Origin of the sequence: Micromonospora rifamycinica, assembly GCF_900090265.1 — a bacterium.
GTDB lineage: Bacteria > Actinomycetota > Actinomycetes > Mycobacteriales > Micromonosporaceae > Micromonospora > Micromonospora rifamycinica.
This window is the reverse complement of record NZ_LT607752.1, coordinates 1,268,127-1,283,902: the sequence shown is the minus strand read 5'-3', so window position 1 is coordinate 1,283,902 and position 15,776 is coordinate 1,268,127. Positions and strand designations below refer to the sequence as shown.

Annotated in this window: 16 protein-coding genes; 4 read left to right on the top strand and 12 right to left on the bottom strand. The window is 73.6% G+C overall.

Going from position 1 to position 15,776, the window contains the following annotated elements; genetic code table 11:
• The first annotated feature begins 21 nt into the window (after nt 1-21).
• Entirely contained in the window at nt 22-1,422 is a 1,401-nt protein-coding gene (locus GA0070623_RS05495) for an endo-1,4-beta-xylanase (RefSeq protein WP_067306367.1), read from the top strand.
• Nucleotides 1,423-1,573: 151 nt separating this feature from the next.
• Here GA0070623_RS05495 and GA0070623_RS05490 read toward each other — a convergent pair whose 3' ends face one another.
• The 5 genes from GA0070623_RS05490 to GA0070623_RS05470 are packed head-to-tail and all read right to left on the bottom strand — an operon-like array spanning nt 1,574 to nt 6,259.
• The gene (locus GA0070623_RS05490) at nt 1,574-2,209 is read right to left on the bottom strand and encodes a hypothetical protein (protein ID WP_067306364.1); all 636 of its coding nucleotides are present in this window, start codon (nt 2,207-2,209) and stop codon (nt 1,574-1,576) included.
• Nucleotides 2,206-3,651 (bottom strand): selenium-binding protein SBP56-related protein, encoded by a 1,446-nt coding sequence (locus GA0070623_RS05485; protein ID WP_067306361.1) that lies wholly within the window; start codon nt 3,649-3,651, stop codon nt 2,206-2,208. The genes GA0070623_RS05490 and GA0070623_RS05485 overlap by 4 nt, the downstream gene beginning before the upstream one ends.
• Nucleotides 3,652-3,666: 15 nt before the next feature.
• Nucleotides 3,667-4,485 (bottom strand): ABC transporter ATP-binding protein, encoded by an 819-nt coding sequence (locus GA0070623_RS05480; protein WP_084261230.1) that lies wholly within the window; start codon nt 4,483-4,485, stop codon nt 3,667-3,669.
• On the bottom strand, nt 4,458-5,291 hold the full coding sequence (locus tag GA0070623_RS05475) for an ABC transporter permease (protein WP_084261229.1): 834 nt from the start codon (nt 5,289-5,291) through the stop codon (nt 4,458-4,460). Before GA0070623_RS05475 ends, GA0070623_RS05480 begins: the two co-directional genes overlap by 28 nt.
• The gene (locus GA0070623_RS05470) at nt 5,288-6,259 is read right to left on the bottom strand and encodes an aliphatic sulfonate ABC transporter substrate-binding protein (protein ID WP_067306358.1); all 972 of its coding nucleotides are present in this window, start codon (nt 6,257-6,259) and stop codon (nt 5,288-5,290) included. Before GA0070623_RS05470 ends, GA0070623_RS05475 begins: the two co-directional genes overlap by 4 nt.
• A 129-nt stretch (nt 6,260-6,388) precedes the next feature.
• On the opposite strand from GA0070623_RS05470, the gene GA0070623_RS05465 reads away from it, so the two are divergent.
• Entirely contained in the window at nt 6,389-7,549 is a 1,161-nt protein-coding gene (locus GA0070623_RS05465) for an LLM class flavin-dependent oxidoreductase (RefSeq protein ID WP_067306355.1), read from the top strand.
• Between the two features lie 191 nt (nt 7,550-7,740).
• Here the strand turns inward: GA0070623_RS05465 and GA0070623_RS05460 are convergent, their stop codons facing one another.
• The 6 genes from GA0070623_RS05460 to GA0070623_RS05435 all read right to left on the bottom strand — a co-directional run bounded on the left by GA0070623_RS05460 (nt 7,741) and on the right by GA0070623_RS05435 (nt 11,848).
• Nucleotides 7,741-8,250: an NUDIX domain-containing protein gene (locus tag GA0070623_RS05460; protein ID WP_067306351.1), complete on the bottom strand. Its 510-nt coding sequence runs from the start codon at nt 8,248-8,250 to the stop codon at nt 7,741-7,743.
• 11 nt (nt 8,251-8,261) lie between these two features.
• Nucleotides 8,262-8,873 carry an NADAR family protein gene (locus GA0070623_RS05455; RefSeq protein ID WP_067306349.1) on the bottom strand — a complete coding sequence of 204 codons (612 nt, stop codon included), beginning with the start codon at nt 8,871-8,873 and terminating at the stop codon, nt 8,262-8,264.
• A gap of 273 nt (nt 8,874-9,146) precedes the next feature.
• On the bottom strand, nt 9,147-9,788 hold the full coding sequence (locus tag GA0070623_RS05450; RefSeq protein WP_067306346.1) for an SRPBCC family protein: 642 nt from the start codon (nt 9,786-9,788) through the stop codon (nt 9,147-9,149).
• Complete coding sequence (locus GA0070623_RS05445) at nt 9,718-10,155, bottom strand: ArsR/SmtB family transcription factor (RefSeq protein WP_084261228.1); 438 nt, start codon at nt 10,153-10,155, stop codon at nt 9,718-9,720. Before GA0070623_RS05445 ends, GA0070623_RS05450 begins: the two co-directional genes overlap by 71 nt.
• 36 nt (nt 10,156-10,191) lie before the next feature.
• A complete protein-coding gene (locus GA0070623_RS05440) occupies nt 10,192-10,947 on the bottom strand; it encodes a peptidoglycan recognition protein family protein (RefSeq protein ID WP_067306343.1) in 756 nt (251 codons plus the stop codon).
• 130 nt (nt 10,948-11,077) lie between these two features.
• Complete coding sequence (locus tag GA0070623_RS05435; RefSeq protein WP_067306341.1) at nt 11,078-11,848, bottom strand: lysozyme; 771 nt, start codon at nt 11,846-11,848, stop codon at nt 11,078-11,080.
• Between the two features lie 322 nt (nt 11,849-12,170).
• Between GA0070623_RS05435 and GA0070623_RS05430 the strand changes: the two genes are divergently transcribed.
• Nucleotides 12,171-13,133 carry a DUF559 domain-containing protein gene (locus GA0070623_RS05430; protein WP_067306337.1) on the top strand — a complete coding sequence of 321 codons (963 nt, stop codon included), beginning with the start codon at nt 12,171-12,173 and terminating at the stop codon, nt 13,131-13,133.
• A gap of 159 nt (nt 13,134-13,292) precedes the next feature.
• Here the strand turns inward: GA0070623_RS05430 and GA0070623_RS05425 are convergent, their stop codons facing one another.
• On the bottom strand, nt 13,293-13,676 hold the full coding sequence (locus GA0070623_RS05425) for a MarR family winged helix-turn-helix transcriptional regulator (protein ID WP_067306410.1): 384 nt from the start codon (nt 13,674-13,676) through the stop codon (nt 13,293-13,295).
• A gap of 303 nt (nt 13,677-13,979) precedes the next feature.
• Between GA0070623_RS05425 and GA0070623_RS05420 the strand changes: the two genes are divergently transcribed.
• The gene (locus GA0070623_RS05420; RefSeq protein WP_407937988.1) at nt 13,980-15,692 is read left to right on the top strand and encodes an ABC transporter ATP-binding protein; all 1,713 of its coding nucleotides are present in this window, start codon (nt 13,980-13,982) and stop codon (nt 15,690-15,692) included.
• Nucleotides 15,693-15,776: the final 84 nt, after the last annotated feature.

The following is a 15,776-nucleotide window of genomic DNA, read 5'->3' as shown; positions in this document are numbered from 1 at the left end:
CCGTCTTGGAAGGCATCTGCCATGAACCCTGTGTCCGCCCGCGGCAGCGGGCGTCGGACGGCACCGCCGCGGCTGCGGGCCGCGCTGCTCTCGATCGTCACCGGCGTGGTCGCCGTCGGCACCACCGTCGCCCTCGCCTCCAGTGCCAGCGCCGGCACCACCCTCGGTGCCGCCGCCGCCGGGACGGGCCGCTCCTTCGGCGCCGCGGTGGCGGTGAACCGGCTCTCCGACTCCGGCTACGTCGGCATCCTGAACCGCGAGTTCACCTCGGTCACCGCCGAGAACGAGATGAAGTGGGACGCCACCGAGCCCAGCCCGAACCAGTTCACCTTCGCCAGCGGCGACAAGCTGGTCAGCCACGCCGAGGCCCACGGGATGCGGGTCCGCGGTCACGCGCTGGCCTGGCACCAGCAGCAACCGCGCTGGACCACGGTCCTGTCCGGCCCCGCCCTGCGCAACGCCATGCTCAACCACGTCACCCAGGTCGCCACCCACTACCGGGGCAGGATCGACGCGTGGAACGTGGTGAACGAGGCGTTCGCCGACGGTGGCAGCGGTGGGCGTCGTGACTCCAACCTGCAGCGCACCGGTGACGACTGGATCGAGGCGGCGTTCCGGGCCGCCCGGGCCGCCGACCCGGGCGCGACGCTCTGCTACAACGACTACTACACCGACGGGCGGAACCCGAAGAGCGACGCCGTGTACGCCATGGTCCGGGACTTCACCGCCCGGGGCGTGCCGATCGACTGCGTCGGCTTCCAGTCCCACTTCACCGCCCAGTCGCCGGTGCCGGCGGACTACCAGGCCAACCTCCAGCGTTTCGTCGACCTCGGCGTCGAGGTGCAGATCACCGAGCTGGACGTCGAGGGCTCCGGTAGCTCCCAGGCCGACAGCTACTCCCGCGTGGTCAGGGCCTGCCTGGCGATCTCCCGTTGCACCGGCATCACCGTCTCCGGCATCCGGGACACCGACTCGTGGCGGTCCAGCGCCACGCCGCTGCTCTTCGACGGCAACGGCACCAAGAAGGCCGCGTACACCACCACGCTGGACGCGCTCAACGCGGGCGGCACCACCGTCCCGCCGACCCCGCCGCCCACGACCACCCCGCCGACGGCTCCGCCGCCCGCTGACGGTGACTGCACCGCGTCGGTGTCGCTCAGCTCCTGGCCCGGCGGATTCGTGGCCACCGTGACGGTCACCGCCGGCCCGGCCGGGCTCGACGGGTGGGTGGTCGGCCTGACCCTGCCGTCGGGGACCACCGTCACCAACGCCTGGAGCGCGCAGCACACCGTCGCCACCGGTGACGTCAGCTTCCGCAACGTCGGCTACAACGCCACCGTCGGCGCGGGGATCGGCACCGAGTTCGGTTTCCAGGGCACCGGCGACGGTCCCACCGGCACGACGACCTGCGCCCACGCCTGAGCCCGGTCCGATCCCGGACCGGGCGCGACGGCGACGCCCGTCGCACCGGCACGGTCGGCCGCCCGTCGCACCCGGGCGGCCGACCGATCCACGCGGCGAGGGCGCCCGCCATGCGGACGTCCTCGACCCGGCCGGGATCGCGGGCGGCCGGTCAGACCGCGGCGGCCAACGTCACCACCCCGGCCGCGACCAGCGCCCCGGCCCAGAGCCGGTCCACGTTGAACCAGGCCCGGCGCAACATCCCGACACCGAACACCTCGTACACCACAAGGGCGACGACCAGCGCGACCACCAGCATGGCCAGCGTGTGCACCCCGGCCGCGACCAGGCCGGGCAGCGCGCCGGCCGGGGCCGCCGCCAGGTGCCCGGCGTGCCCGCCGGTCGGCGGGGGGTCGGCCAGCAGCACCGGCAGCAGCATCAACCCGGCCCCGTGCGCCGACGACATCAGGAACGACCAGCCGGCCACCTGGGCCGCCGACAGGCGCATCCCGGCCCAGCGGAAGTGCCGCTGCGACAGCAGCCGCCACAGCCCGAAGCCGACCAGCACCGTCCCGCCGGTCACCGTCAGCGCGGTGCTCACCCCGACCGACCGGGTGGCGGTGACCAGAGCGGCGACCACCGCCACCGAGGCCAGGTGCCCCGCCGCGACCGGGGGCAGGGCGGCCAGCAGCGCCGCCCGGCGGCGCTGCTGCAACCCCCGGGCGACCGCGAGCAGCCACCCCATGGCGGGGTTCAGCCCGTGGAACGCCCCGAGCGCCGCCAACGCCAGCAGGGTCCGCCCGGTCACGGGAAGCAGTACGAGTCGGAGCTGGCGTCACCGCCCTGCAACCGGGTCTGGTGCACCCGCAGCCCCCGGAACTCCGCGCCGTGCGGGAAGAACCGCTCGTCCGGGGTGAGCCCGCCGTGCTCCGGGTCGACGTCCAGCTTGGCCAGCCAGGCACCCACCCCGTCGGGATAGAACTGGTCGTCCCAGGAGCCGTAGAGCGAGTTGCTGACGTAGACCCGCCGACCGTCCCGGCTGACCTCCACCATCTGCGGGCCACCGGCCAGGGGCTCGTCCGGCGCGGCCGGGTGGGCGGTGCGGGCCACGATGCCGCCGAGCCGCACCGAGCCGACCAGCACCGGGTGGAACGGGTCGCGGACGTCGTACCGGCGCAGCTCACCGGTGCCCCAGCAGGAGACGTAGAGGAAGCGGTCGTCCACCGACAGGTCGATGTCGGTGACCAACGGGGGCACCGCCCCGAACGGCTTGAGCAGCTCGGGCAGGTCGACCGGATCGGCCGGCTCGGCGGGGATGTCGATCACCTTGGTCACCGCCCACGGGGCGTGCGCGCCCGCGCCGTCGCGGTGCCACAACCAGACCGAGGCCGACAGGTCCTCGACGCTGATCACCACCCCGACGAAGCCGTACGACTGCGTCGGGTCGTGGGCGGGACGCAGTTCGAGCGGCATCTGGTACTGGTCGCCGAGGTCGACCCGCTGCACGTGCCGGCGTTTGGCGAGGTCCCAGAAGTGGATCGCGTGGCCGTACTTGCGCCCCAGCAGCAGCTCGCCGACGATGCCGTCCTCGATCATCGACGGGGTACCCCACTCGCTGGTGACCAGCACGTCCTGGGTGAGGTGCCACCACACGTCGTACGCCAGGAACTGTGGTCCCCGGTCGGCCTCCCAGGCACCGCGGACGTCGAAGGTGGTGTGGTCGAGCACGACGATGCCGCCGGGGCCCTGCGCGCCGTCGACGCCGCCCGGACCCTGCGCGCCGTCGACGCCGCCGAGCGCCGACAGGTAGATGCCGTCCGGGCCGCAGTGCACGGTGTGCGGGCGGGAGTAGCCGGCGCGTCCGGCCAGCTCCTCCGCACCGATCACCTTGACCAGCTGCGGGGCGCGCGGGTCCGGGCGGGTGTCGAACACGTGGATCCGGGACGAGCGCAGCCCCGGCACGATCAGGTAGCGCCGCTCGACGTGCGGGTGCGGGGCGGTCGGGCAGAGTGCGCTGCTGCACGCGTTCCACCCGAAGTGGTGCACCTCGTCGCCGGTGCCCGGCAGGTCGGTCCAGCCGACGACCCGGCCGTAGTCGGCGGATTCCGGATCGGTGTCGAGCACGACGATCGCGTCCGGCCGCTGCGCCTTACGGTCGAACGCGGCGACGTAGGCCAGCTTCTCGGCGGGCGCGGTGGACGCCTCGCGGGGGGAGGGGTAGAAGCTCGGGTCGGGTGTCCAGCGGGTCATGCGGTCCTCCGGTGGTCAGGCGGCGGGTACGCCGAGGCGGTCCAGCAGGCGGCGGCGCAGCGCGCCGAAGGCGGGATGGTCGGGGGAGCGGGCGGGTGGCCGGTCCCCGGGGTGGTCGGGATCCAGGTCGACGGGGATCTCCTCGGCGATGACCCCCTCGTCGAGGAGCAGGATCCGGTCGGCGAGCAGCAGCGCCTCCTCCACGTCGTGGGTGACCAGCAGGGCGGCGAAGCCGTGCTGGGCGCGCAGCCGCCGCAGCAGGGACTGCATCCGTAGCCGGGTCAGCGCGTCGAGCGCCCCGAACGGCTCGTCGAGCAGCAGCAGGTTCGGCTCCCGGACCAGGGCGCGGGCCACCGCGACCCGTTGCGCCTGGCCGCCGGAGAGCTCCGCCGGCCAGGCCCGCCGGCGGTCGGCCAGCCCCACCTCGGCCAGCGCCCGGTCCACCCGGGCGCGTACGTCCGGGCCGGTGACCCCGAGCGCGACGTTGTCGCCGACCCGTTTCCAGGGCAGCAGCCGGTGTTCCTGGAAGACCACGGCGGCGGTGCCGCGCAGCCGGGTCGGTCCGGTGGCCTCGGCGTCCAGTCCGGCGAGGATGCGCAGCAGGGTGCTCTTGCCGGAGCCGCTGCCGCCGAGCAGCGCCACCACCTCACCGGCGGCGATGGTCAGGTCGACCCCGGCGAGCACCGGCCGGTCGTCGAAGGCCCGCCGCACCGCGTGGGCGGTGAGCACCGCCGCGTCGTCCCTCGCCCGGCCCGCGTCGCCGGCTGCCGTGCCCGCGTCGCCGGCTGCCGTGCCGGCCGGGTCGGTCAGGTCGCCCGCAGGCCGCGTCGCCATGTCAGGGTCCTCCTCTCCAGCGCCCGCAGGGCGAGGTCGGACAGCAGCCCGAGCAGCGCGTAGACGACCAGGCCGAGCACCACCACATCGGTCTGGCTGAACTCCCGGGCCTCCATCATCAGGAAGCCGATGCCGGTCTGGGCGTTGACCTGTTCGCCGACGACGAGGCTGAGCCAGGCCGCCCCGATCGCCAGCCGCAGCCCGAGGAACAGCGACGGCAGCGCGCCGGGCAGCACCACGTGCCGCAGCCGGGCGGCGGGTCCGAGCCCGCAGGTACGGGCCGCCTCGACGAGCCGTTCGTCGATGTCCCGGATGCCGGCGTAGGTGTTGAAGTAGATCGGGAAGAACACCCCGAGCGCGACCAGGGTGATCTTCAGCGGCTCACCGATCCCGACCCAGATGATCAGCAGCGGGACGAGTCCCAGGTGGGGCAGCATCCGGGCCATCTGCACCGGCGGGTCGACCAGGTCGTCGCCGAGGCGCAGCAGGCCGGCGGCGGCGCCGAGCACCAGCGCCAGCACCCCGCCCAGGAGCAGCCCGACGCCGGCCCGGGTGAGCGAGTCGAGCAGGTGGACGCCGAGGGTGCCGTCGGCGGCCAGTCGTACGCCGGTGGCGAGCACCTGACTGGGCGCGGGCAGCTTCTCCGGGGCCAGCAGCCCGGCGCGGGCGGCGGCCTCCCAGCCGGCGACGAGCGCGACCGGGCTGACCAGCCGCCACCAGCGCGGGCCGGTGCGGCGTCGCCGACCGGCGGCCGGTGGGGCCGTGCCGGCGGTCGGCGGCGCGGTGGCCAGTACGGCGCTGCTCACTGGAACACCGCGCTGAACCGGTCGTCGACCCGGCCGGAGATGTCGACCGGCCCGGGCACCAGGTCGAGGGTGGTGAAGCCGTCCGCGATGGCCTGGAGTTCGGCGCCGACGGCGGGGGTGACCGGGGCCAGCGGGCGGGCGCTGCGGGCCAGCGCCCGGGTGGTCACATCCAGTGGGATCTTCAGCTCGGGGGCGAGCACCGCGGCGCGCTCCCCGGGGTGGGCGATACCCCAGTCGGTCACCTGCCGGTACGTGGTGAGGAAGGCGCGGACGTCGTCGGCGCGGTCCCGCACCGCCCCGGGCGCGGCCAGCACGTACTCCCGGTTGCTGGCCAGCCCGGTGGCGTCGGCGAGGACCTTCACCCCGGGCTGCTCGGCGAGGGCGAAGTACGGATCCCAGATGATCCAGGCGTCGATCTGGCCGTTGTCGAACGCCGGCCGCCCCTCGGCCGGCTTGAGGTACTTGACGTTGAGGTCCTTGAGCGTCATGTTGTTCGCCGCCAGCAGCCGGACCAGCAGCCAGTGCACGTTGCTGCCCTTGTTCAGCGCCACCGTCCGGCCGCGCAGGTCGGCGAAGGTCTTCAGGCCGCTGCTCTGCTTGACCAGCACCGCCTCGCCCTGCGGGATGGGGGCCGAGGTGCCGATCACCGAGAAGGGGATCTTCGCGGCGGCGGCGAAGACCGGGGGTGCCTCGCCGACCTGCCCGATGTCGATCGCGCCGGCCTTGAGCGCCTCGGTAAGGGCGGGACCGCTCTCGAACAGCGACCACTGCACGTCCGGTGCGGCGTTGCGGGCCTTGACCAGGCTCAGCCCGCCGAAGCGCTGGTAGCCGACGCGCAGCGGGCCGGTGCTGCCGCCACCCGCGTCGGCGGCGTCGGCGCAGCCGGCGATCCCGCCGACCGCGACCAGTGACAGGACGGTGAACACGGCGGTGACCAGGCGGCGGAGGCTCCTCGGCGGGGTGGACATGTCGGCTCCTCGGGAGTGGACGGACTGCTCGCGACGCCGGAGGTCGGCGGCGGGCAGTAACCTACCAAGCCGATAGGTTTTATGGGTAGCCTGTCGTGGTTGCCGTCCCATCCCTCAGGAGGACCTCCGATGCCGCTGACCTTCCACTGGTTCCTGCCCACCTACGGCGACAGCCGCGACATCGTCGGCGGTGGCCACGGCGTCGCGGTCGGTACCGCCGGGGGAGCCCGCCCCGCCACCGTCGCCTACCTCGGGCAGATCGCCCGCACCGCCGAGCAGCTCGGCTTCGTCGGCGCGCTCACCCCGACCGGGGCGTGGTGCGAGGACGCCTGGCTGACCACCGCGATGCTCTCCGAGGTCACCGAACGGCTGAAGTTCCTGGTGGCGTTCCGCCCCGGCCTGCTCTCACCCACCCTCGCCGCCCAGATGGCCGCCACCTTCCAGCGGCTCTCCGGCGGCCGGCTGCTGCTCAACGTGGTCACCGGCGGGGAGGCGGTCGAACAGCGCTCCTACGGCGACTTCCTCGACAAGGACGCCCGGTACGCCCGTACCGACGAGTTCCTGCACATCGTCCGGGCGCTGTGGCGGGGTGAGACGGTCGACCACACCGGGGCGCACCTGCGGGTCGAGGGCGCCCGGCTGTCCCGGGTGCCCGACCCGGTGCCCCCGGTCTACTTCGGCGGCTCGTCCGCCGCCGCCGGCCCGGTCGCCGCCCGGCACAGCGACGTCTACCTGACCTGGGGTGAGCCGCCCGCCCAGGTCGCCGAGAAGCTCGACCGGATCCGCGCCGTCGCGGCCGGCGTCGGCCGGGAGCTGCGCTTCGGCATCCGGCTGCACGTCATCGCCCGGGACACCGCCGAACAGGCCTGGGCGCAGGCCGGGCGGCTGCTCGACGGCATCGACGCGGCGGACGTCCGGGCCGCCCAGGAGGGGCTGCGGCGCAGCGAGTCCGAGGGGCAGCGCCGGATGCTGGCCCTGCACGGCGGCAGCCGCGACGCGCTGGAGGTCGCCCCCAACCTCTGGGCCGGATTCGGGCTGGTCCGGGGCGGCGCGGGCACCGCCCTGGTGGGCAGCCACACCGAGATCGCCGACCGGATCGCCGAGTACCACGCGCTCGGCATCGACGAGTTCATCCTCTCCGGCCATCCGCACCTGGAGGAGGCGTACTGGTTCGGCGAGGGGGTGCTGCCGATCCTGCGGTCCCGGGGGCTGTGGCGGCATCCGGCGGGCGACCCGGTGACCGAGGCGACGGCGAGCATCCCGTTCGCCCCCCGACCGGCCCGGGTCTGACCGCCGACGGCGTGACCCCATCCGCCCCGACGCGGCGGGGCCGATGGGGCGGGCGGGCCGGTGTCGACGGGCGGGCCGTCGTCGACCGGTGGGCGGTGGGTCAGCGGGTCGTCGTCGGACGGGTGGGCCTCGTGGGTCGGTGCCGGTCGTCGTGGGCCGGTGGGCCGTCGTGGGTCGGTGCCGGCCGGCGGTCAGGGGCGGCCGGCGAAGAAGTCGGCCAACACCCGGGTGTGGGTCGAGAAGGCCAGCTCGACCGGCTCGGTGAGGACCAGCCACTCGGTGGCCTCCTCGGTGGGCTTCGACGGGGGCAGCCCCGAAGCCGGTCGCTCCGGCAGCACCCCGAAGATCATCATGGTGCCGCCACGTGGTGCGCCGTGCACCGCGAACAGCCGCGCCCGCTCCGCCTCGTCGACCAGGCCGGTCTCCTCGCGCAACTCCCGGACCAGCGCCTCGGACCACTCCTCGCCGTACTCGACGAAACCGCCGGGCAGGGCGAGCTGGCCGCGGGCCGGCTCGATGTCCCGGCGGACCACCACCACGCCGAGGCCGGCGTCGGTGCGGACCGGCAGCAGCGCCACCGCGACCGGGGTGGGATTGCGCCACACCGTCTCCCCGCAGGTCGGGCAGAGCCGGGGCCAGCCGGCGTCCGCCGGATAGGCCGCGCCGCAGTAGTGGCAGTGGGCGTACGGGAGGACGGTCATGCCGCCGCACGTTACCGCCCCGGGCGTACCCCGCCCGGGGCAGGTCGACCGGTCCACCCCGCCGCCGGCGTCTCGTCGCGCAGCAGGTCGCGGGCCTCCATCAGGGCGAAGCCGAGCAGGTTGAGGCCGCGCCAGCGGGCCGGATCCTCGGCGCGCGGATCGTCGGCGGCCAGCCCCACCCCCCACACCCGGTCGACCGGGCTGGCCTCCACCAGCACCCGGTCCCCGGTGCCGAGCAGGTACCCCCGCAGGTCGGCGTGCTGACCGAACTTGGCCAGGCTGCCGGTCAGCACGACGGAGTACCGCGCGGCCTCCCACACCGCCGGATCGAAGCGACGGACCTCCCGGCCGATCGCCTTGGCCTGCTGCGGATGGCCGGCGGCGAGCACCCGCTCCCCGGCCTCGGCGTCGTCGAAGAGCAAGGCCTTGCGCCACATCATCCAGTGCTCGGCGGTGGCGAAGCGCCGCCCGTCGACGGTGAACGGTGCCGGCCACCACTGGCTCAGGCAGCTCTGCCCGACGGTGCCGTCCCGCCGGGGCCGGTGCCCCCAGAAGCAGAGGTAGCGCACCCGGTGCCCGGCGGCGGACCGGGCGAGGACGTCGTCGGCACAGCGCAGCGGCATGCCGCACAGTCTCCCTGCCGGCACCGACGACACGCGCCGGGATTTCTCCCGCGGGCCGGATACCCGGGCTGACGGGATCCCGGGGCCGGTGGGGCTCCCCGGTCGGTGGGGACTCCTGGGCTGGTGGGAGCCCCGGGCCGGGTCGGCGGGGATTCCCGGGTCGGCGGGAGCCCTCGGGCCGGGCCGGCGGGGAGGCGGGGTGTCCCGCGCTCTCCGCCGACGGAACGGTGCCCGGGCCGCGTGCCGGTCGGCGGTGTGACCCGGGCGGCCGGGTCAGGCCGGTGGTGCGCCGGTGTAGGCGGCGATGGTCCGGGCGGCGGCGGCCCGGGCGGCCTCCGGTGCGGTGCCGCCGGCGATGTCGGCCTCGGCCCAGGCTTCGCCGCTGAGCGTCATGAAGCGCCGCCCGTCCTCCGAGCCGATCCATTCGACGGCCTGGTCGGGGGTGACCCCGCCACCGTCGGCGTCCAGGTGGCTGGCGAGCCCGAGCAGGCCGGAGTCCCAGCCGACGCCGACCGCGCCGGGGCCGTACTCGGTCCACCGCTGGTCGTCGACGTGGGCGACGTGTTCGAGGGTGAACCGGGTCCGTTCGTCGCCCTCCGGGGTCAGGCGCACCTCGATCCAGCTCACCTCGTCACCCATCTCCCAGGTGGCGGCGAAGCTCTTCGGCGGGTCGCAGCGCTCCACCACGCCACCCGCGTTGCCCTCGAACTGGTAGCGGCCGTGCAGTCGCAGGTCGCCGGAGATCGGCAGGAACCAGCGGGGGATCCGGTCGACGTTGGTGCAGGCGTCCCAGAGGTCGTCCAGCGTCGCCCGGTACGTCTGGCTGATGGTCAGCACGCGCGCCTCACCCGCCTCCAGGGTGCGGCTGCCCACGGTCCGCCGTACGGCGTTGATCTGGTGTGTCGTCTCGATCATGAGTGCTCCGGTGCTCGGTCGGGTTGCCCGTCGGGGTGTGCGACCGCCGTTCGCGCCGGCCTCGGGCCAGCTCGGTGGCCAGGGCGTCCAGCGCGGGTGTCCAGAACCGGCGGAACCCCTCCAGCCACTGGTCGACCTCGCGCAGTGGGGCGGGGTCGACCGCGTAGAGCCGCCGGGCGCCCTGCGGGCGGACGGTGGCGAAGCCGTTGTCCCGTAACACCTTGAGGTGCTGCGAGACGGCGGGCTGGGTGATCCCGAACTCCTCCTGGATGACCGCGCAGACCCCACCGGCGCTCCGCTCTCCCTGCGCGAGCAGTTCGAGGATGCGTCGGCGTACCGGGTCGCCGAGGACGTCGAAGGCGTGCACGGTGCCCTTTGTATCAGTCATGGCTTATATAAGCAATCACCCTAGTCGCGCGGCGACGGCGGTCCGCAGCTCGGGCAGCCGGTCGTGCAGCAGGCCGGGGCACTGGGTGCTGGCGAAATCCTTGTGACCGTAGATCTGGCTGGCCGGGATACCGTACTGCTGGCAGGTGAACGCGCAGAAGACCACCAGGCTGTCCCACAGCGTCTGCGGCGGCTGCACGTCGACGTAGATCCCGTCGTTCTCGATGCCGATGGCCTGGCTGTTCTGCCCCACGCAGTGCGCGCCCTGCACCATCGTCTGACCGTGCAGCAGCGCGTACAGGCTGCCGTGCCGGCCCTCGGTGAGGTGGCCGCCCCGGCTGTTGGTGAAATGCTGCCCGGAGTCCAGCCAGCCGTTGCCGTCCATGTGCAGGTCCTGGATCTCGCGCGAGTTGGCGTATGCCTGGGCCAGGCTGTAGTCGGTCGAGTTCGGGAACGCGGTGTGATGCACGATGATCTTGTTGGGTCGGCTCCCGACCACGCTCACCGGCGACGACGGCGGCCGGGCACCCCAGGTGACGCAGTTGGCGATCACCGGTTGGTCGATGCGGCCGAGAGCGACCCGGCCGGTGACGGAGGCGTTGCCGGTGGTCGGGGCGGTGCCGGCGCTCAGGGTGGTGCCGGTGCTCAGCGGCGGGCCGGGGGCGGCGGCGCTCGCGGCGGTTCCGCGGAGCGGGGTCGGCGCGAGCGCTCCGGCGGTGCCGAGCAGGACCGCGCCGCGCAGCACGCTGCGCCGGGACACGGGTAGGGGCATGGCGGGCTCCTCAGGGGGTGACGGGAGATGCCGACGGGCGGACCTGCGGGCCGCTTCCCGGGTGGCGGTGGATGTCGCCGGGCGGACCGGCGTTCCGGTTCCGGGGTGGGCCGGGTGAGGGTCGGTGGGGTCAGCAGGGGCCGTTGCAGGCCAGCACCCGGAGCCGGTCGAGGCTGCCGTTCCAGACGTTCTGGTCGCCCGGGAGGGTGCCCGACGACGCCCACTGCCAGAAGGAGTACGTGGACCAGCCGGCGGGCAGGGTGCCCACGGTGCCGGCGTACCGGGCGATCCAGAGCGGGTTGGTGGCGGCGAAACCGCTGTAGTTGCCGGTGCAGGTGGTCCACCAGTCGGTGGTGGTGTAGATGGTCGCCCAGCGTCCGGTGCGGGCGTGGTACTGGTTGACGAAGGAGGTGATCCAGCTGCGCATCGCGCTCTGGCTGAGCCCGTAGCAGGTCGCCCCGTAGGGGTTGTACTCGATGTCGAGCGCGGCGGGCAGGGTCCGGCCGTCCTTGGACCAGCCGCCGCCGTGGTCGACGAGGTAGTTGGCCTGGGTGGCGCCGGTCGTGGTGTCCGGCCGGGCGAAGTGGTACGCGCCCCGGATCATCCCGACGTTGTACGACCCGTTGTACTGCTGGGCGAAGTACGGGTTGGTGTAGTAGGTGCCCTCGGTGGCCTTGACGTAGGCGAACCGGGCGCCGTTGTTCCAGGCGGCGGACCAGTTGACGTTGCCCTGGTAGCTGGAGACGTCCATGCCGGACAGCCCGGCGGGGGCGGCGGCCGGGGTGACGACGCCGGGGGCGACGGGGGTGGCGGCGGCGGGGGTGGCGACGCCGAGGGTGGCGGCGGCGACCACGGTGGCGGTCGCCAGCAGCGTGCCCGAGACCGCACGGAGACGGTTCATCTTTCCTCCCTGGGGGATGCCGGACGGGTACGGCGGGAGCGACGAAAGGAACTGTCAGGTATTAGGTCACGCCTGGAGATAGTTTTCAATACACGCAGTCAAGATTATCTATCGCCGCACTTCGCGCCTCTTCCGAGGCTCATGATCAAATGGCCGAAATGCAGACGACACGCCGAGAAGGGTGCAACGAATCGCCATCTGATCCGGGTCCTCCATAGCAGAGTTCCGCGCGGCGCGGTCGGCCGTCCACAAGGGCACCCGGTGTCCACAGGCCGAGGGGCGGGTGTCGCGGGGCTGCGGGTGCCCGGGGCAGCGTCGGACCATGCATCCGGTGTTGCGGTCCCTCGTCGACGAGGGAGGTGGCGTGGTGACCCGACGAGCGGCGGTCCAGGTGGTTCCGCCCTGGGTACTCGCGCACGCTGATCGGGTCGGCGAACTCCGGCGTGTCCTGCCCGGTGTCTACGTCGACACCACCCTGGTCCCCGCTGCTGCCCTCACCACGGGGGGTGCGACGTTCCCGCTGCTCGACGCCGACCGGCGTATCCGGGCGGCGCTCGCCTGGGCGCAGGGGCGGGCGGCGCTGGGCGGTCCCACCGCGCTGGACGTGTGGGGTGCGCGCGGGCAGTCGGACGGGGAGCCGGTGCACCTGGACGTGATCGCCGGTTGCGGGCTGCGCCCCCGACCACACCTGCTGGTCCACCACCGGGAGGGCTTCTCCCTCGCCCCACCCCGGGTGGTGACCCGGCGTGGCCTGCCGGTGGTAGGCCTGGAGCGGGCGCTTGTCGACTCCTGGCCGTTGCTGCCCCCGCCGGAGCGCCCCGTTGCGGTGATCAGGGCCGTCAACGACCGGCTCACCACCCCGGCGCGGATCGGGTCGGCGCTCGCCGCCGTGCCGAGGCTGACCGGCCGGGCGCAACTGCGCAAACTGCTCGACCGGCTCACCGCCGGATGTCGTAGTCCGTTGGAGATCTGGGGGCACGACCATGTCTTCACCGGCCCGGGGATGCCCACGTTCCGACGGCAGGCCCGGATCGTCGTCGGCCGCAGCACCATGTATCTCGACGTCTACGCCGAGCGGGAGCGGGTGGACTTCGAGCTCGACGGCGCGACGACCCACGGAGATTCCCGCCAACGCGAGCTGGACCTGCGTCGGGATGCGCTGCTCGCCACCGTCGGCATCATGGTGGTGCGCTTCGCCCGTCACCGCCTCCTCCACGAGCCCGATGTGGTTCGCCACGAGGTGCGGACGATCCTCGCCACCCGGAGGCGAGACGGCGGTACCTGATCAGGGGTCGGTCCTCCGTGCCCGGCAGATGCGCTACCCGGGACACCGGTCCTGCCCCGCCCACGCGTCGGGCGGGGTGAAGCGGGCGGCACGGCCGTACGGGCTCGACAGCGCAACGGGGGACGCGGGGGAGGTGGGGTGTACGGGCGGCGACGACGGTCAGTCGCGCAGGGTGCGCAGGATGCGGCTGAGGTCGGCGTGGTCGGCGGGGGAGAGGTGGCCGAAGAAGCGTTCCGCCTCGGTGGTGCGGGCGGACCTGATGGCCGCACCGACCCGGGTACCCTCCTCGGTCGGCGCGACGAGGGTCGCCCGCCGGTCGGCCGGGTCGGGCCGGCGCGCGACGAGCCCGCGTTCCTCCAGACCGTCGACGACCTCGGTGGTGGAGCGGGGCGCGATGTGCAGGTGCTCGGCGAGTGCGCTGAGCCGCATCGCCCCGTGCCGGGTGAGCACCGCGAGGGCGCGGGCGTGGCCGGGGTTGACGTCCCAGGGTTCGAGGGTACGTCGGGACTGGTGGCGCAGCCGTCGCGCCACCGCCCAGAACAACTCGGCGAGGCTCTCCTCGGCCGGCGGCTCCGCGCGATGGGCGGCCGGGCCGGCTGGCGGGTCGGATGTCGCACCGGTCACCGGAATACGGTAGCAGCACTCACTGTTGTTACCTCATGATGAGGTAACCTCAGTAATCACTGGGACACCTGAATCTGGAACCCCCGAAACAGCACCCCCGAACCAGCACCCCCGAACGAGAGAAGGAACCCCTTGGACGCCACCAAGAACCACCGGGAGGGCCACGGCGGCGCCCCCCGGACCGTCAGTGCCGCCGAGAAGTCCCAGGCCAGAGCGGTCTCGCTGCGCCGGATCGGCCGGCTGTTCACCGCGTACCGTGGTCAACTGGCCGTGGTCACCGCGATCATCGTGGTGTCGTCGGTGGTCGCGATGGCTTCGCCCTTCCTGCTGCGGGCGGTGATCGACCGGGCACTGCCGGAGCGCGATCTGACCCTGCTGGTCTGGCTGGTCGCCGGCATGATCGCCGTCGCGGCGGTGACCGCCGTGCTCGGCGTGGCGCAGACCTGGATCTCCACCCGGGTCGGGCAGCTGGTGATGCACCGGCTGCGCACCGACGTCTTCGCCCACCTGCACCGGCAGTCGATCGCGTTCTTCACCCGCACCCGTACCGGCGAGGTGCAGTCGCGGATCACCAACGACATCGGCGGCATGCAGACCGTCGTCACCTCCACCGCCACCTCGATCGCGTCCAACCTGACCACGGTGGTGGCCACCCTGGTCGCCATGGTGGCGCTGTCCTGGCGGCTCACCCTCGTCTCGCTGGTGGTGCTGCCGCCGGCCATCTGGCTCACCCGCCGGGTCGCCGCGATGCGCCGCGAGATCACCGCCCAGCGCCAGCGGGAGCTGGCCGACCTCAACGTCACCATCGAGGAGGGGCTGTCGATCAGCGGCGTGCAGCTCAGCAAGACCCTCGGCGCGGGTGGCGCGCTGATCGACCGGTTCACCGCCAGCTCGGCCCGGCTGGTCGACCTGGAGCTGCGCTCCGAGCTGGCCGGCCGCTGGCGGATGGCCACCATGACGATCATCTTCGCCGCCATCCCGGCGGTGATCTACCTCGGCGCGGGGCTGCCCGGCACCGCCGGCACGCTCAGCATCGGCACCCTGGTCGCCTTCACCGCCCTCCAGGGTGGGCTGTTCCGACCGCTGATGGGGCTGCTCAACGTGGGCGTCACGCTGACCGCCTCGCTGGCCCTGTTCGCCCGGATCTTCGAGTACCTCGACCTGCCGGTGGAGGTGGACGACCCGGCCCGGCCGGTGACCGTCGACCCGGCCCGGGTGCGCGGGCACCTGCGCGTCGAGGACGTCACCTTCAGCTACCCGGGCAGCGACACCGCCGCCGTCGCCGGCATCAGCCTGGACGTGCCGGCCGGCACCAGCCTCGCCCTGGTCGGCGAGACCGGCTCCGGCAAGAGCACCCTGGCCGCCCTGGTCAGCCGGCTGCACGACCCGGACGCCGGCCGGATCACCATCGACGGCGTCGACCTGCGCGACCTGCGGCTGACCGACCTGGCCGCCGTCGTGGGCGTGGTCAGCCAGGAGACCTACCTGCTGCACACCACGATCCGGGAAAACCTGCGGTACGCGCGCCCCGACGCCACCGACGCCCAACTGGAAGAGGCCGCCCGCGCCGCCCAGATCCACGACCTGATCGCCGCCCTGCCCGACGGGTACGACACGGTCGTCGGCTCCCGGGGCCACCGGTTCTCCGGCGGCGAGAAGCAGCGCCTGGCCATCGCCCGTACGCTGCTGCGCGACCCCCGGGTGCTGGTGCTGGACGAGGCGACCAGCGCGCTGGACACCGAGACCGAACGCGCCGTGCAACGGGCCTTCGACACCCTCGCCGAGGGCCGTACGGTGATCACCATCGCGCACCGGCTCTCCACGGTGCGCGACGCCGACCAGATCGCGGTGCTCGACCACGGCCGGATCGTCGAGTCCGGCACCCACGAGACGCTGCTGGCCCGCGCCGGCCGGTACGCCACCCTGGCCGGCTGACCGTGGCGTCTTCCACGGCGGGGACCGGGGCGGCCCCGTAGGTGTCCCGAGCCCCGATCGGTCCACGGCGGGGCCGTGACCAGG

What these genes read in the sequence shown, in the direction of transcription:
- GA0070623_RS05450 (WP_067306346.1), bottom strand. Translation starts at nt 9,788, where the DNA reads ATGATCGAGACGACACACCAGATCAACGCCGTACGGCGGACCGTGGGC.
- GA0070623_RS05435 (WP_067306341.1), bottom strand. Translation starts at nt 11,848, where the DNA reads ATGAACCGTCTCCGTGCGGTCTCGGGCACGCTGCTGGCGACCGCCACC.
- GA0070623_RS05495 (WP_067306367.1), top strand. Translation starts at nt 22, where the DNA reads ATGAACCCTGTGTCCGCCCGCGGCAGCGGGCGTCGGACGGCACCGCCG.
- GA0070623_RS05440 (WP_067306343.1), bottom strand. Translation starts at nt 10,947, where the DNA reads ATGCCCCTACCCGTGTCCCGGCGCAGCGTGCTGCGCGGCGCGGTCCTG.
- GA0070623_RS05460 (WP_067306351.1), bottom strand. Translation starts at nt 8,250, where the DNA reads ATGACCGTCCTCCCGTACGCCCACTGCCACTACTGCGGCGCGGCCTAT.
- GA0070623_RS05480 (WP_084261230.1), bottom strand. Translation starts at nt 4,485, where the DNA reads ATGGCGACGCGGCCTGCGGGCGACCTGACCGACCCGGCCGGCACGGCA.
- GA0070623_RS05470 (WP_067306358.1), bottom strand. Translation starts at nt 6,259, where the DNA reads ATGTCCACCCCGCCGAGGAGCCTCCGCCGCCTGGTCACCGCCGTGTTC.
- GA0070623_RS05430 (WP_067306337.1), top strand. Translation starts at nt 12,171, where the DNA reads ATGCATCCGGTGTTGCGGTCCCTCGTCGACGAGGGAGGTGGCGTGGTG.
- GA0070623_RS05465 (WP_067306355.1), top strand. Translation starts at nt 6,389, where the DNA reads ATGCCGCTGACCTTCCACTGGTTCCTGCCCACCTACGGCGACAGCCGC.
- GA0070623_RS05485 (WP_067306361.1), bottom strand. Translation starts at nt 3,651, where the DNA reads ATGACCCGCTGGACACCCGACCCGAGCTTCTACCCCTCCCCCCGCGAG.
- GA0070623_RS05455 (WP_067306349.1), bottom strand. Translation starts at nt 8,873, where the DNA reads ATGCCGCTGCGCTGTGCCGACGACGTCCTCGCCCGGTCCGCCGCCGGG.